The organism is Pseudomonas sp. ZL2, assembly GCF_054788455.1.
In genome coordinates, this window is record NZ_JBGOGX010000065.1 from 54,434 (window position 1) to 68,840 (window position 14,407).

11 protein-coding genes are annotated in these 14,407 nt (G+C 64.0%); 4 read left to right on the forward strand and 7 right to left on the reverse strand.

Annotation, left to right across the window (positions count from 1 at the left end; all coding sequences use genetic code 11):
- Window positions 1-11 precede the first annotated feature (11 nt).
- From ABM562_RS27565 to ABM562_RS27585, 5 genes are all read right to left on the reverse strand, one after another.
- Window positions 12-1,844 (reverse strand): ABC transporter ATP-binding protein, encoded by a 1,833-nt coding sequence (locus ABM562_RS27565; protein ID WP_115085816.1) that lies wholly within the window; start codon window positions 1,842-1,844, stop codon window positions 12-14.
- A complete protein-coding gene (locus tag ABM562_RS27570) occupies window positions 1,837-2,469 on the reverse strand; it encodes a DsbA family protein (protein ID WP_115085815.1) in 633 nt (210 codons plus the stop codon). The genes ABM562_RS27565 and ABM562_RS27570 overlap by 8 nt, the downstream gene beginning before the upstream one ends.
- A 3-nt stretch (window positions 2,470-2,472) precedes the next feature.
- Window positions 2,473-3,411, reverse strand: a complete 939-nt coding sequence (trhO, locus tag ABM562_RS27575; RefSeq protein WP_115085814.1) for an oxygen-dependent tRNA uridine(34) hydroxylase TrhO — start codon at window positions 3,409-3,411, stop codon at window positions 2,473-2,475.
- Window positions 3,412-3,518: 107 nt separating this feature from the next.
- The gene (locus tag ABM562_RS27580) at window positions 3,519-3,818 is read right to left on the reverse strand and encodes a BolA family protein (protein ID WP_115085813.1); all 300 of its coding nucleotides are present in this window, start codon (window positions 3,816-3,818) and stop codon (window positions 3,519-3,521) included.
- A gap of 15 nt (window positions 3,819-3,833) precedes the next feature.
- A complete protein-coding gene (locus ABM562_RS27585) occupies window positions 3,834-4,355 on the reverse strand; it encodes a DUF2059 domain-containing protein (protein ID WP_460423931.1) in 522 nt (173 codons plus the stop codon).
- A gap of 156 nt (window positions 4,356-4,511) precedes the next feature.
- Here ABM562_RS27585 and ABM562_RS27590 point away from each other — a divergent pair, with 156 nt between their 5' ends.
- Window positions 4,512-5,906 carry a class II fumarate hydratase gene (locus ABM562_RS27590; protein WP_115085812.1) on the forward strand — a complete coding sequence of 465 codons (1,395 nt, stop codon included), beginning with the start codon at window positions 4,512-4,514 and terminating at the stop codon, window positions 5,904-5,906.
- 1 nt (window position 5,907) lies between these two features.
- Here ABM562_RS27590 and ABM562_RS27595 read toward each other — a convergent pair whose 3' ends face one another.
- Window positions 5,908-6,864 carry a DMT family transporter gene (locus tag ABM562_RS27595; RefSeq protein ID WP_460423932.1) on the reverse strand — a complete coding sequence of 319 codons (957 nt, stop codon included), beginning with the start codon at window positions 6,862-6,864 and terminating at the stop codon, window positions 5,908-5,910.
- A 209-nt stretch (window positions 6,865-7,073) separates the two neighbouring features.
- Complete coding sequence (gene pap, locus ABM562_RS27600) at window positions 7,074-8,567, reverse strand: polyphosphate:AMP phosphotransferase (protein ID WP_460423933.1); 1,494 nt, start codon at window positions 8,565-8,567, stop codon at window positions 7,074-7,076.
- 135 nt (window positions 8,568-8,702) lie between these two features.
- Between pap and mnmC the strand changes: the two genes are divergently transcribed.
- The 3 genes from mnmC (at window position 8,703) to ngg (ending at window position 14,405) form a co-directional block, all read left to right on the forward strand.
- A complete protein-coding gene (gene mnmC / locus ABM562_RS27605; protein WP_460423934.1) occupies window positions 8,703-10,718 on the forward strand; it encodes a bifunctional tRNA (5-methylaminomethyl-2-thiouridine)(34)-methyltransferase MnmC2/FAD-dependent 5-carboxymethylaminomethyl-2-thiouridine(34) oxidoreductase MnmC1 in 2,016 nt (671 codons plus the stop codon).
- A gap of 150 nt (window positions 10,719-10,868) precedes the next feature.
- The gene (locus ABM562_RS27610) at window positions 10,869-12,656 is read left to right on the forward strand and encodes an N-acetylglutaminylglutamine amidotransferase (RefSeq protein ID WP_460423935.1); all 1,788 of its coding nucleotides are present in this window, start codon (window positions 10,869-10,871) and stop codon (window positions 12,654-12,656) included.
- 3 nt (window positions 12,657-12,659) lie between these two features.
- Window positions 12,660-14,405 carry an N-acetylglutaminylglutamine synthetase gene (gene ngg / locus ABM562_RS27615; protein ID WP_134061660.1) on the forward strand — a complete coding sequence of 582 codons (1,746 nt, stop codon included), beginning with the start codon at window positions 12,660-12,662 and terminating at the stop codon, window positions 14,403-14,405.
- Window positions 14,406-14,407 lie beyond the last annotated feature (2 nt).

Genomic DNA, 14,407 nt, shown 5'->3' on the forward strand with positions numbered 1-14,407 from the left:
ACCAATTTGCCCTAACTCTGTTGCAAATGGCCGTACAGCTTGGCGTACAAGCCACCATCGGCGATCAGTTGCTGGTGATCGCCGTCCTCGGCGACATGGCCGCCGTCGAACACCAGCACCCGGTCGGCCTGCTTCACTGCAGATAGGCGATGGGCAATGATCAGGGTGGTACGGGCGCTGAGAAAGCGGGTCAGGGCCTGATGCAGGTTGTATTCGGTGGCCGCGTCCAGCGCCGAGGTGGCCTCGTCGAGGATCACCACCTTGGGTTCGGCCAGGACCATCCGCGCAATCGCCAGGCGCTGGCGCTGGCCACCGGACAAACGCACCCCGGAGCGGCCAACCACGCTGTCCAGGCCTTGCGGCAAGGCAGCGATGGTGGCGTCGAGCTGGGCGATGTTCAGCGCCTGCCAGCAGGCATCATCGCTGCAGTCGCGGCCCATGGTCAGGTTGGCGCGCACCGTGTCGTTGAACAGTGACGGGTGCTGCAGCACGACCGCGACATGCTCGCGCAGGGTTTCCAGGCCGATTTCCTGCAGGGTCGAGCCACCAAAGCGGATGGTCCCGGCCTGGGCGCTGTACAAGCCCAGCAGCAGTTGCACCAGGGTGCTCTTGCCGCCGCCGCTGGCGCCGACGATGGCGACCTTCTCGCCCGGGGCGATCGACAGGTTGAGCTGATCGAGCACCGGCTCGTCGTTGTAGGCAAAGCGCAAACCCTGCACTTCGATGCCGACGGTGTCGCGGCCCTTGAACGGGTCGATGCCGCCGGGATACTGCGGCTCGTCGGCACGCGCCAGCAGCTCGTTGAGCCGGCTCAAGGCGCCGCCGGCGGCGTAATAGGCGTATTGCAGGTTCAGCAGTTGCTCGACCGGGCCGATCATGAACCACAGGTAGCTGAACACCGCCAGCATCTGCCCGATCGACAAATCGGAGAACAGCACCGTGAGCATCGCCGCCGCGCGGAAAATATCGATACCGAACTGGAACAGCAAGCCACTGGCACGCCCGCTGGCATCGCTTTTCCATTGCGAGGCGACGGCGTAGTTACGCACCTCCTGGGCGCGCAGGCCGAGGCGACCGAGGAAATAGCCCTGGCGGTTACTGGCGCGGATTTCCTGGATGGCATCGAGGGTTTCGGTCAGCGCCTGGGTGAAGCGCGAGGTGCTGTCGTTCTCCAGCTTCTTCAGGTGCTTGACCCGCTTGCCCAATTGCACCGTGGCGAAGATCACCAACGGGTTGAACAGCAGAATCAGCAGCGCCAGCTTCCAGTGCATCCACATCAGGATGGCGGCGGTACCGGTCAGGGTCAGCATGGCCACCAGAAAGCGGCTGAGGGTTTCGCCGACAAACTTGTCGAGGGTGTCCAGGTCGGTGACCAGGTGGGTGGTCACGGTACCGCTACCGAGGCTCTCGTACTCGCTGAGGGAGATGCGCTTGAGGCGCTCGATCAGGCGAATGCGCAAGCGGTAGACGATGTCCTTGGCCAGGCCCGCGAACAGCTTGGCCTGCACCACGTTGAAGGCCAGGGCGGCGCAGCGCAGGGTCAGGGTGAACAGCAGCATCAGGCCGATGTAGCCAGCAGCAACCTGCCAGTTACCGGGCAGGAACTGGTTCATCCACTTCAGTGCGGCATCGCCATGGCCGAGTAGTACTTCGTCGACCAGCAACGGCAGCAGCAAGGGGATCGGCACACTGCACAATGCCGCCAGCACGGCCACGCCATTGGCGATCCACAGGGCTTTTTTATGACGCAAGGCCAGGCGGCGGATTTCTGCCCAGCTCAAGCGATCAGCATGCACAGGGCCTGGCCCTGGTACCGGGTCGGGTGAACCCGGCAGGTCAAGCACAGGCGGCCTGCTTCAGCCAGCGGCCGAGCAGCGGTTCGAGGGATTCGAGGGTCTGGTAGCCGTTGGTCAGCAAGGCCAGCTGGCCATTGCGCTCGGCCAGCAGGGTCGGGAAACCGGCGATGCCCAGGTCCTGGACCCAGGTGAAGTCTGCCGCCGTGGCCGAGCGTTGTTCGGCGCTGGTAAAGGCGTCGGCAAAGGCTGTGCGGTCGTAACCGGCCTGCTCGGCGAGCTCCACCAGCATCGGCGCGCGAGTAACATCTTCGCCACGCTGGTAGAAGGCTTGCTGGATCAGCTTGAGCAAAGCGCCGACACGCTGCGGGTCAAGGCTGCGCGCGGTGACCAGGGCCCGGCAGGCAGGCTCGGTGTCGTAGACAAAACCGTCTGGCAGCGCACCTTCGAACTGAAAGTCCTGCCCGGTGGCGTCGTGCACCGCCTGCCAATGATCGAGGATGTAACCGCGCGTCGAGGCATCCAGCGCCCGGCTGCCGGAACGCAGGCCGCCAAGCACCACCTGGGTCGGCACGCCCGCAGCCTGAGCCTGGGCGATCAGGGCCTCGGCGACGGGAGCAAAGCCCCAGCACCAGGAACACATCGGGTCCATCACATAGAGCAGGCGTGCGGACATCAATCAGGCCTCGGCAGCTTTGCGGTAGTTATGACCGATCGGGTGAGGCTGATTGCGTGCCTTGGCCAGCTCGATCTGCTTCTGCCGGTCAATGGCGCTGCGACGGGTCTTTTCGCTCAGGCTGTCCCAGCAATGCGGACAGCTGATGCCTGGCGAATAGTGCTCGGACGCACGTTCTTCCACACTGATCGGGGTGCGGCAGGCATGGCACTGGTCGTAATCGCCCTCGGTCAGGTCGTGACGCACGGTGACCCGGTTGTCGAACACGAAGCAGTCGCCCTGCCAGCGGCTTTCATCCTGTGGCACCTCTTCGAGGTATTTGAGGATCCCGCCCTTAAGATGATAGACCTCTTCAAAACCCTCGCCGAGCATATAGCTGGAGGCTTTCTCGCAACGGATGCCGCCGGTGCAGAACATCGCCACTTTCTTGTGTTTGGCCGGGTCGAAATTGGCCTTGATGTACTCGGGGAACTCGCGGAAGGTGGTGGTCTTCGGGTCGATCGCACCCTCGAAGGTACCGATCGCCACTTCGTAGTCGTTGCGGGTGTCGATCAGCAGCACTTCAGGATCGCTGATCAGCGCGTTCCAGTCCTGGGGTTCGACGTAGGTGCCGACCTTGTGGTTCGGGTCCACGCCCGGCACGCCAAGGGTGACGATCTCTTTCTTGAGCTTGACCTTGGTGCGGTAGAACGGCTGTTCGTCGCAGTAGGATTCTTTATGGTCGATATCGACCAGGCGCGCATCGCTGCGCAACCAGGCCAGCAGGCCGTCGATACCTTCACGGGAAGCCGACACGGTGCCGTTGATGCCTTCTTCGGCCAACAGCAGGGTGCCTTTGACGCCATTCTTTTCCATGGCCTCGAGCAGCGGTTCGCGCAGCTCGACGTAATCTTTCAGGGTGACGAATTTGTACAACGCCGCGACGACGATAGCTTGGGACATGCAGTAAATCTCCAGGTGGTCACCCTCGCAAAGGGCGGACCGGATAACAAAAAAAACGCGCCGACGAGCGGCGCGTTTTTTATTCTAGCAAAAACCTGGCGAGGAAATCAGTGCTTGCTGCCACCGGCACAGGTAGGCGACGCCGGAGCGACCCCTACTTTTTGCCATTCCTGCGGCGTGTAGGTGTGCAGCGCCAGGGCATGGAACTGGCCCATCAAGTCGCCAAGGGTGGCGTAGACTTTCTGGTGGCGCTTGACGCTGTTCAGCCCCTCGAACTGCTCGCTCACCAGCACGGCCTTGTAGTGGGTCTGCTGACCGCGGCTGTGCATGTGGCTTTCGTCGAGCACCTGCAGGTGCTGAGGTGCCAGCGCTTGCAGGCTTTGCTCGATCTGTTGCTGCATGGTCATGTCAGGCTCCGCTCGTTACTTCTTGGCCGGCGCGGCCTTGCCGGCGTTCGGGTCGAGTTCCTTGGTCATGTCAGCCAGCAGCTTGTTGACCACCGGTACCGCGCTTTCCAGTTTCTGCTGGGTCAGCTGGGCCGATTGCTGGGTCACTTGCGGCATCTTTTCCAGGACTTTCTTGCCCAGTGGCGACTGGTAGAAGGCTACCAGGTCCTTCAGTTCGCTTTCGGTGAAAGTGTTGGTGTAGAGCTTGACCATGTCCGGCTTGAGCTTGTTCCAGCCGATGGCCTGGTCCAGGGCGGCATTGGCCTTGGCCTGGTAGCTGTCGAGCACGGATTTCTTCGAGGCTGGGGCCTTGGTTTGTTCGAAACGCTGGGCAAACATCTGCTGCACCTGCATGTAGACCGGAGTACCGAGCTTGTCGGCATGCGCCATCATGAGGAATTTTTCAGCACTGGCGTTGTGACTGGCGGTATCTGCAAGCACCTGGCCGCTGGCGCAGACCAGCGCTACAGCAGTGCAGAGGGCGCGAAGACGGGTCATCGGAATTCCTTCAATAGACAGAGGAGGTAGTACCCCAGAGTAGAGCATTCTGCGCCGACAGTGGCACAGTGCTCAAGTAGGGCGACGTGCGATGGAACCGCTACGCCAAATAAGGACCTAAACTGCGAATTCAGACCACAAGGGAGTGAGCGCAGCATGAGCCGTATCGAAACTGACAGCCTGGGGCAGGTCGAAGTTCCTGACCAGGCCTACTGGGGTGCCCAGACGCAACGCTCGCTGATCAACTTTGCCATCGGCAAGGAGCGCATGCCGCTGGCGGTTTTGCATGCCCTGGCACTGATCAAAAAAGCCGCAGCCCGGGTCAACAACCGCAACGGAGACCTTCCGGCGGATATCGCCCGACTGATCGAACAGGCCGCCGACGAAGTGCTCGACGGGCAACTGGACGACCAGTTTCCACTCGTCGTCTGGCAGACCGGCAGTGGCACTCAAAGCAACATGAACGTCAACGAAGTGATCGCCGGTCGGGCCAACGAACTGGCCGGCAAGGGCCGTGGCGGCAAAGCGCCAGTGCACCCCAACGATCACGTCAACCGCTCGCAGAGCTCCAACGACTGCTTCCCCACCGCCATGCACATCGCGGCTGCCCAGGCGGTACAGCACAAGCTGCTGCCGGCGATCATCGAGCTGTCTTCGGGGCTGGCCGAATTGGCAGTGCGCCATCAACACCTGGTGAAAACCGGCCGCACCCATATGATGGATGCCACGCCGATCACCTTCGGCCAGGAACTCTCGGCTTATGTCGCCCAGCTCGACTACGCCCAGCGCGCCATTCGCTCGGCCTTGCCGGCGGTGTGCGAGCTGGCCCAGGGCGGCACCGCCGTGGGCACCGGGTTGAACGCCCCGCACGGTTTTGCCGAAGCCATCGCCGCAGAGCTTGCCGCCCTTTCCGGCCTGCCTTTTATTACCGCGCCGAACAAGTTCGCAGCCCTCGCCGGCCATGAGCCGCTGACCACCCTCGCCGGCGGCCTGAAAACCCTGGCCGTGGCCCTGATGAAACTGGCCAACGACCTGCGCCTGCTCGGCTCCGGGCCACGCGGCGGCATTGCCGAAGTACGCCTGCCGGCCAACGAGCCGGGCAGCTCGATCATGCCCGGCAAGGTCAACCCGACCCAGTGCGAGGCCCTGTCGATGCTGGCCTGCCAGGTGCTGGGCAACGACACTGCGATCGGCTTTGCCGCAAGCCAGGGGCACTTGCAATTGAACGTGTTCAAGCCGGTGATCATCCACAACCTGCTGCAGTCCATCGAACTGCTGGCTGACGGTTGCAGTAACTTCCAGCAGCACTGCATTGCCGGCATCGAACCGGACCCCGAACAGATGGCCGCGCACCTGGAGCGCGGGCTGATGCTGGTGACCGCACTCAACCCGCACATCGGCTACGACAAGGCCGCCGAAATCGCCAAGAAGGCCTACAGCGAAGGCACCACCCTGCGCGAGGCGGCGCTGACCCTGGGCTACCTGACCAACGAGCAGTTCGACCAGTGGGTGCGCCCGGAAAAAATGCTCGAACCGGGCGGCAAAGGCTGAGTCACCGGGCCAGGCGTACGCGCCTGGCCCGCCAGCCGGCCATGATCGACGGGCCCAGGGCGGTCAGTACCGAGCCCAGCACCACCACCAGCGCACCGATATAACCCAGGGTGTTGATCTGCTCGGCGTGCACGTAGTCAGGCCAGAACCAGGCTGCCAGGGCCACCGCGACAAAGGTAATCAGCGGAGTGATCGCCAAGGTCGCACTGACCTTGGAGGCTTCCCAGTGCGCCAGGGCTTCGGCAAAAGCGCCATAGGCCACCAGGGTGTTCAGGCAGCAGGCGAGCAGCAGCCAGCCTTGCAGCGGGCTCAGTTTCAGCGCCTCGGACGGATGCACCCAGGGCGTCAGCAACGCCGCGCAAAACAGGTAGATCACCATCATCACCTGCACCGAATTCCACACCGTCAATAGCTGCTTCTGGCTCAGCGCATAAAACACCCAGATGGTGGTCGCCAGCAGGATGGTCAGCACGCCGGTGGTGTAGACGCTCAGGGAGGTGAGCAACTCATCCAGGCGCTGATTGAAGAACAGGCCGAAGCCCATCAGCAGGATCACCAGGCCCATGCCCTGCCCCAGGCTGAAGCGTTCCTTGAACAGGAACACACTGGCCACCAGCAACAGCACCGGGCCCATCTGCACCACCAGTTGCGCAGTCCCGGGGCTGAGAAGCTTGAGCCCGACCAGGTAGAGGACGTAGTTGCCGACCAGGCCGCAGGTGGCCAGCAATACCAATCCCCAGCCCTTGCGCCCGAGGGTTTTGAACGACGGCAGGCGCTTGCTCGCCGCCAGCCAGGCCAGCAGCAGACCACCGGAAACCAGCAGGCGAAACCAGGTCACGGTGATCGGGTCCATCACCTGCAGCACCTGTTTGAGCTTGATCGGCAGGATGCCCCAGAGCACGGCGGTCAACAGTGACAAGGACAGACCGTAGCCCCAGCGTCCGGAAGAAATATGCATAACCAGCCTCGATAGCCCTTTGGTGGGGGGAAACCGGATTCTACGGGGTGGGCTGATGGGGAGACAGGCGCGATTGCGGAAAAGAATTCAGTACTTCATTCCCTGAGTTCCTGCTGGGGCCGCTACGCGCCCCATCGCCGGCAAGGCCGGCTCCCACAAGGCCAGGTTTGCACCATTTCTGTGGGAGCTGGCTTGCCAGCGATGAGGTCCTATTTCTTGTGCTTCTTGAACGCCGCCTCCAGCGCCTCATTGATAGTGCGCAACACCTTGACCCGCGCCCAGCGCTTGTCATTGGCCTCGACCAGGGTCCAGGGCGCGATCTCGGTGCTGGTCCGGTCGACCATGTCGCCCACCGCCTCCGCGTACTGCCCCCACTTGTCGCGGTTGCGCCAGTCTTCTTCGGTGATCTTGAAGCGCTTGAACGGGATCTGCTCGCGCTCCTGGAAGCGTTCGAGCTGGGTCTGCTCGTCAATCGACAACCAGAACTTCACCACCACCACACCCGCGTTGCTCAGCTGTTCTTCAAAGTCGTTGATTTCGCCATAGGCGCGCATCCAGTCGGCCTGGCTGCAAAAGCTTTCGACCCGCTCGACCAGCACCCGGCCGTACCAGGAACGGTCGAACACGGTGAACTTGCCACGCGCCGGAATATGCCGCCAGAAGCGCCACAGGTACGGCTGCGCACGCTCCTCGTCGGTGGGCGCGGCAACCGGCACGATGCGGTACTGGCGTGGGTCGAGCGCTGCCGCCACCCGGCGAATGGCGCCGCCCTTGCCCGCCGCGTCGTTGCCCTCAAACACGGCAATCAAGGCATGCCGGCGCATGCGCTTGTCACGCAACAAGCCGGCCAGGCGTGCCTGTTCGGTAATCAGTTGTTCCTGGTAGTCGTTCTTGTCCAGACGCAGACTCAGGTCGAGGCTGCCGAGCAAGCTGCGCTGGTCGATGCTTTCGCCCAGCGGGGCGATGTTGGCCTGGTGAATCGGCGCATGATTGACCTTGAGCGCGGTCTGCAGCCCTTCCAGCAGAATCTTGCCCACGGCCAGGCTGCGGTAATGCGGATCGACGCCTTCGATCACATGCCAGGGCGCGTAGTCCCGGCTGGTTTGCCGCAGCACCCGCTCACCAAAACGCACGAAACGGTCGTAGGTTTCCGACTGTTGCCAGTCCAGCGGGCTGATCCGCCAGCTGTGCAGCGGGTCGTCCTGGAGCGCCTTGAGCCGGGCTTTCATCTGCTTCTTTGACAGGTGGAACCAGAACTTGAAGATCAGCGCACCTTCATCGCAGAGCATCTCCTCCAGGCGCTCGGCGCCGCGGATAGCCTGGTCGAGCACGGCATCCTTGAACTGGCCGTGCACCCGGCCCTGAAGCATCTGGCTGTACCAGTTGCCGAAAAACACGCCCATCCGCCCCTTGGCCGGCAGCGCCCGCCAGTAACGCCAGGCGGGGGGGCGAGCGAGTTCTTCGTCGGTCTGCTGGTCGAAAGTGCGCACCTCGATCAGGCGCGGGTCCATCCATTCATTGAGCAGCTTGACCGTCTCGCCCTTGCCCGCGCCTTCGATGCCGTTGATCAGCACGATCACCGGGAACCGCGCCTGCTGCTTGAGTTCGAACTGGGCCTCGAGCAGCGCTTCACGCAGCGCCGGGACCTCGGCTTCATAGGTGTCTTTGTCGATGGCGTGACCAATTTCAGCGGATTCGAACATACCAGGCTCCCTACTTGGATAAGCAAGACTAGCGGATTGTCGAAACCTTTGTCGGCACAAAACAAAGCCTGCCACAGGTCAAACAGCCTGGCGCCGATCAGCTAAAATGGCCCTCTTGCCAATGCTGAGCCGAACATGACCGAAGTAACCCAATACGCCCAGATCGACTGGGATGACCAGGGCCGACCGCACTCGCGCCAATACGACGACATCTATTTCTCCAAGGAGCAGAGCCTGGAGGAAACCCGTCATGTGTTCATCGACCAGAACGATCTGCGCCAGCGTTTCAGCGCGCTGGGGCCGGGCCAGTGCCTGGTGATCGGCGAAACCGGCTTCGGCACCGGCTTGAATTTCTTCTGCGCCTGGCAGCTGTTTGCCGAGTGCGCCCCGGCCGATGCGCGGCTGCATTTCATCAGCGTCGAAAAATACCCCCTGACCCGTGCCGACCTCAGCCGCGCCCTGGCCCTGTGGCCGGCGCTGGCGCCGTTCAGCAGCCAGTTGCTGGCCCAATACGTGGCGGTGCACGAAGGCTTCCAGCCGTTCGAGTTCGAACAGGGCCGGGTGCGCCTGACCTTGATGATCGGTGATGTGCTGGAGCAATTGCCGCAGCTCGATGCCGAAGTCGACGCCTGGTTTCTCGACGGTTTTGCCCCGGCCAAGAATCCGGAAATGTGGACCCCGGAATTGTTCGCCCAGATCGGCCGGCTGTCATCGCCCACCGCCACCCTCGGCACCTTCACCAGTACCGGCTGGGTACGCCGCGGCCTGATTGCCGTGGGCTTTACCATGAAGCGCATTCCTGGCATCGGCAAGAAGTGGGAGATCCTGCGCGGCACCTTCAACGGTTGGCCGGCCGAACAACCGCTGCCGCCCGCCAGCGCGCCGTGGTTTGCCCGCCCGCCCGCAGTGCCCGGGCCGCGCCAGGCGCTGGTGATCGGCGCCGGCCTTGCCGGTTGCGCCAGCGCCGCCAGCCTTGCTGCCCGCGGTTGGCAGGTGAAGGTGCTGGAACGCCATGCCACGCCGGCAGCAGAAGCCTCGGGTAACCCGCAAGGGGTGCTGTACCTCAAGTTGTCCGCTCACGGCACGGCGTTGTCGCGCTTGATCCTCAGCGGTTTCGGCTACACCCGGCGACTGCTCGAACGCCTGCAGCGCGGGCAGGATTGGGATGGCTGCGGGGTACTGCAACTGGCCTTCGACGCCAAGGAAGACCAACGCCAGCAACAACTGGCCGAGGCATTCGATCCGCAATTGCTGCAACGCCTGGACCGTGAGCAGGCTGAACAACTGGCCGGGGTTGCCCTGGGCAGTGGCGGGCTGTTCTACCCCGAAGGCGGCTGGGTGCATCCGCCGGCGCTGTGCCAGGCGCAACTGCAACACCCGAACATCACCTTGCTGCCCCATCATCAAGTGCTGCAACTGCGCAAGGTCGAAGGCCTCTGGCAAGCCTGGGAAAGCGATAAGTTGCTGGCCTGTGCGCCATTGGTTGTGCTGGCTACCGCCGCTGAGATTCACAGCTTCGAGCCTTGCGCCGGGTTGCCGCTCAAGCGCATTCGCGGGCAGGTCACCCGCCTGCCAGTGACAGCGCAAAGCCAAGCATTGACCACGGTGGTGTGCGCCGACGGCTATGTCGCGCCGCCGCGCAATGGCGAGCACACCCTCGGCGCCAGCTTCGACTTCCACAACACCGACCTCACGCCCACCACCGGCGAGCACGTCGGCAACCTCGGCTTGCTCGAAGAGATCTCCAGCGACCTGGCCGAACGCCTGGGTGCCCACAGCCTCGACCCGCATGCCCTGCAAGGGCGCGCCGCCTTTCGCTGCACCAGCCCAGACTACTTGCCGATTGTCGGCCCGCTGGCTGACCAGGCGCAGTTCAACCAGGACTACGCGGTACTGGCCCGGGATGCCCGGCAAATTCCCGCCACCCCCTGCCCCTGGCTCGAAGGCCTGTTCATCAACAGCGGCCATGGTTCGCGCGGGCTGATCACCGCGCCGCTTTCAGGCGAATTGATCGCCGCCTGGGCCGACAACGCCCCCCTGCCAGTGCCCCGCGCGGTGGCCGAAGCCTGCCACCCGAATCGCTTCATGTTGCGGGAGTTGATCAGGGGGAAAAAAGCAGCGGCAAGCGGCAAGCCACACACTAAAAGCTGATTGACCCGGCGCCCTCTTGCAGCTTGAAGCTTGGCGCTTGCAGCTACAGCTTATAACCGATTGATCTAAAACTCTCGCTATCCGCACCGGTCAGTTTCCATGTGCCCGCGGTTCGGGCACTTTCCCCAACGGCAAAACCGGTAAGGACTTATGTGCGGATTAGCTGGAGAGTTTCGTTTCACCCCTGTTGCCCACCCACCACGCCCGGCGGACCTCGCCGCAGTCGAGCGGATCACCCATCACCTGGCACCTCGCGGCCCCGACGCCTGGGGCTTTTATAGCCAGGGGCCGATTGCCCTCGGCCATCGCCGACTGAAAATCATGGACCTGTCCGACGGCTCGGCCCAGCCCATGGTCGATAATCCGTTGGGCCTGTCGCTGGCCTTCAACGGTGCCATCTATAACTTCCCCGAGCTGCGCAGCGAGCTGGAAAGCCTCGGTTATGCCTTCTATTCGGACGGTGATACCGAAGTGCTGCTCAAGGGTTATCACGCCTGGGGCGCCGACCTGCTGCCGCGCCTGAACGGCATGTTTGCCCTGGCGATCTGGGAGCGCGACAGCCAGCAACTGTTCCTCGCCCGCGACCGCCTCGGGGTCAAACCCCTGTACCTGTCGCGCACCGGCGAACGCCTGCGCTTTGCCTCAAGCCTGCCGGCGCTGCTCAAAGGCGGCGACATCAACCCGGTGCTCGACCCGCTGGCGCTCAACCACTACCTGAACTTCCACGCCGTGGTGCCGGCGCCGCGCACCCTGCTGGCCAATGTCGAGAAACTGCCACCGGCCAGCTGGATGCGCATTGACGCCCAGGGCCGCTGCGAGCAGCGGGTCTGGTGGCAACTGCATTACGGCCCGCGCACCGATGAACAGGACCTGAGCCTGGAGGACTGGCGCGATCGTGTACTCGACAGCACCCGCGAGGCGGTGGCGATTCGTCAGCGCGCCGCCGTGGATGTCGGCGTGCTGCTCTCCGGCGGTGTCGATTCGAGCCTGCTGGTCGGCCTGCTGCGCGAGGTCGGCGTCGACGACCTGTCGACCTTCTCCATCGGCTTCGAGGATGCCGGCGGCGAGCGTGGCGACGAGTTCCAGTACTCCGACCTGATCGCCCGCCATTACGGCACCCGTCATCATCAGTTGCGCATCGACGAGCGGGAGGTCATCGAGCAATTGCCGGCAGCTTTCCGTGCCATGAGCGAGCCGATGGTCAGCCACGACTGCATTGCCTTCTACCTGCTGTCGCGGGAGGTGGCCAAGCACTGCAAAGTGGTGCAAAGCGGCCAGGGCGCCGACGAGCTGTTCGCCGGTTATCACTGGTACCCGCAGGTCGACGGCGCACGCGATCCGTTCGCGGCCTATCGCGAGGCCTTCTTCGACCGCAGCTACGACGACTACGCCGCCACCGTGCAGCCGTCCTGGCTGCTCGATCACGACGCTGCCGGTGACTTCGTTCGCCAGCACTTCGCCCAGCCCGGGGCCAGCGATGCGGTGGATAAAGCCCTGCGCCTGGACAGCACGGTGATGCTGGTCGACGACCCGGTCAAACGGGTCGACAACATGACCATGGCCTGGGGCCTGGAGGCGCGCACGCCGTTCCTCGACTATCGCCTGGTGGAGCTCTCGGCGCGCATCCCGGCACGCTTCAAGCTGCCCGACGGCGGCAAGCAGGTGCTCAAGGAAGCCGCGCGGCTGGTCATCCCCAGCGAAGTCATCGACCGCAAAAAGGGCTACTTCCCGGTGCCGGGCCTCAAGCACCTGCAGGGCGCAACCCTGGACTGGGTGCGTGAACTGCTGCTCGATCCCAGCCAGGACCGCGGCCTGTTCAACCCCGCCGCCCTCGACCGCCTGCTCAGCGATCCCCATGGTCAGTTGACGCCGCTGCGCGGCTCCAAGCTCTGGCAACTGGCCGCCTTGAACCTGTGGCTCAGCGAACAAGGAATCTGATCGATGAAAGCCCATGCCTCACCTTACGGCCAGCGCCTGCTGCGCGGCCAGGTGCCGTCCTATGAGCGACTGCAGGCGCAACTGGCCGGCGATGGCAGCCAGCCCCACGACCAGCCGCGTTCGCTGCATTGCGGCTGGGGCCGGCTGCTGATCGGCCACACCTACCCTGACCCGGCCAGCCTGGCCAGCGCCTTGCTCGACGAACGCCCCGGCGAGCGCGATATCGCCTTGTACGTGGCGGCGCCGCAGCAAGTGCTGGCTCAGGCGCCCCAGCAACTGTTCCTCGACCCGTCCGATACCCTGCGCCTGTGGTTCAGCGACTACCGTCCGGCGCAGCGGGTGTTTCGCGGCTTTCGTATCCGCCGGGCGCAGAGCGACAGCGACTGGCAGGCCATCAACGCCCTGTACCAGGCCCGCGGCATGCTGCCGATCGACCCCGAGCTGCTGACCCCGCGCCACCATGGCGGGCCGGTCTACTGGCTGGCCGAAGACGAAGACAGCGGCGCGATCATTGGCAGCGTCATGGGCCTGAATCATTACAAGGCCTTCGCCGATCCGGAGCATGGCTGCAGCCTCTGGTGCCTGGCGGTGGACCCACAGTGCACCCGTCCCGGTGTCGGCGAAGTGCTGGTGCGGCATTTGATCGAGCACTTCATGAGCCGCGGCCTGACCTGCCTCGACCTCTCGGTGCTGCACGACAACCGCCAGGCCAAGCGCCTGTACGCCAAGCTGGGGTTTCGCAACCTGCCGACCTTCGCGGTCAAGCGCAAGAACGGCATCAACCAGCCGCTGTTCCTCGGCCCAAGCCCTGAAACCGGGCTCAACCCCTATGCGCGGATCATCGTCGAAGAGGCGTACCGGCGCGGTATCGAGGTGCAAGTCGACGATGCCGATGGCGGCCTGTTCACCCTTATCCATGGCGGTCGGCGGGTACGTTGCCGGGAGTCGCTGAGCGACCTGACCACGGCGGTCAGTATGACCCTGTGCCAGGACAAAAGCCTGACCCACAAGGTGCTCGCCAACGCCGGCCTGCAAGTCCCCGCGCAGCAACTGGCCGGCAATGCCGACGACAACCTGGCCTTCCTCGAAGACCACGGCGCGGTGGTGGTCAAGCCGCTGGACGGCGAACAAGGCAACGGCGTGGCAGTCAATCTGACCACCCTGGAGGAAATCAATGAAGCGGTAGAAGCCGCCCGGCAATTCGACAGCCGCGTGCTCTTGGAAAGCTTCCACGCCGGCCTCGACCTGCGCATCGTGGTCATCGGTTTCGAGGTGGTGGCCGCCGCCATCCGCCATCCGGCGCAGATCGTCGGCGACGGCCAGCACGCCGTCGGCGCCCTGATCGAAGCCCAGAGCCGTCGGCGCCAGGCGGCGACCGGCGGCGAAAGCCGCATCCCCCTGGACCACGAAACCCAGCGCACCCTGCACGCCGCCGGCGTCGACTACGACAGCGTGCTGCCCGCTGGCCAGCGCCTGGTGGTGCGCGGCACTGCCAACCTGCACACCGGAGGCTGCCTGGAGGACGTCAGCGAACGCCTGCACCCAGTGCTGGTGGACGCCGCCATCCGCGCCGCCCGCGCCCTGGACATTCCGGTGGTGGGCCTGGACCTGATGGTCAAGGCCGCCGACCAGCCCGACTACGTATTCATCGAAGCCAATGAGCGGGTCGGCCTGGCCAACCATGAACCGCAACCAACTGCCGAGCGCTTCGTCGACCTGTTGTTCCCCCACAGCCGACCGGCGCCATGAGC

What these genes read in the sequence shown, in the direction of transcription:
- ABM562_RS27570 (WP_115085815.1), bottom strand. Translation starts at nt 2,469, where the DNA reads ATGTCCGCACGCCTGCTCTATGTGATGGACCCGATGTGTTCCTGGTGC.
- trhO (WP_115085814.1), bottom strand. Translation starts at nt 3,411, where the DNA reads ATGTCCCAAGCTATCGTCGTCGCGGCGTTGTACAAATTCGTCACCCTG.
- ABM562_RS27580 (WP_115085813.1), bottom strand. Translation starts at nt 3,818, where the DNA reads ATGACCATGCAGCAACAGATCGAGCAAAGCCTGCAAGCGCTGGCACCT.
- ABM562_RS27585 (WP_460423931.1), bottom strand. Translation starts at nt 4,355, where the DNA reads ATGACCCGTCTTCGCGCCCTCTGCACTGCTGTAGCGCTGGTCTGCGCC.
- ABM562_RS27590 (WP_115085812.1), top strand. Translation starts at nt 4,512, where the DNA reads ATGAGCCGTATCGAAACTGACAGCCTGGGGCAGGTCGAAGTTCCTGAC.
- ABM562_RS27595 (WP_460423932.1), bottom strand. Translation starts at nt 6,864, where the DNA reads ATGCATATTTCTTCCGGACGCTGGGGCTACGGTCTGTCCTTGTCACTG.
- pap (WP_460423933.1), bottom strand. Translation starts at nt 8,567, where the DNA reads ATGTTCGAATCCGCTGAAATTGGTCACGCCATCGACAAAGACACCTAT.
- mnmC (WP_460423934.1), top strand. Translation starts at nt 8,703, where the DNA reads ATGACCGAAGTAACCCAATACGCCCAGATCGACTGGGATGACCAGGGC.
- ABM562_RS27610 (WP_460423935.1), top strand. Translation starts at nt 10,869, where the DNA reads ATGTGCGGATTAGCTGGAGAGTTTCGTTTCACCCCTGTTGCCCACCCA.
- ngg (WP_134061660.1), top strand. Translation starts at nt 12,660, where the DNA reads ATGAAAGCCCATGCCTCACCTTACGGCCAGCGCCTGCTGCGCGGCCAG.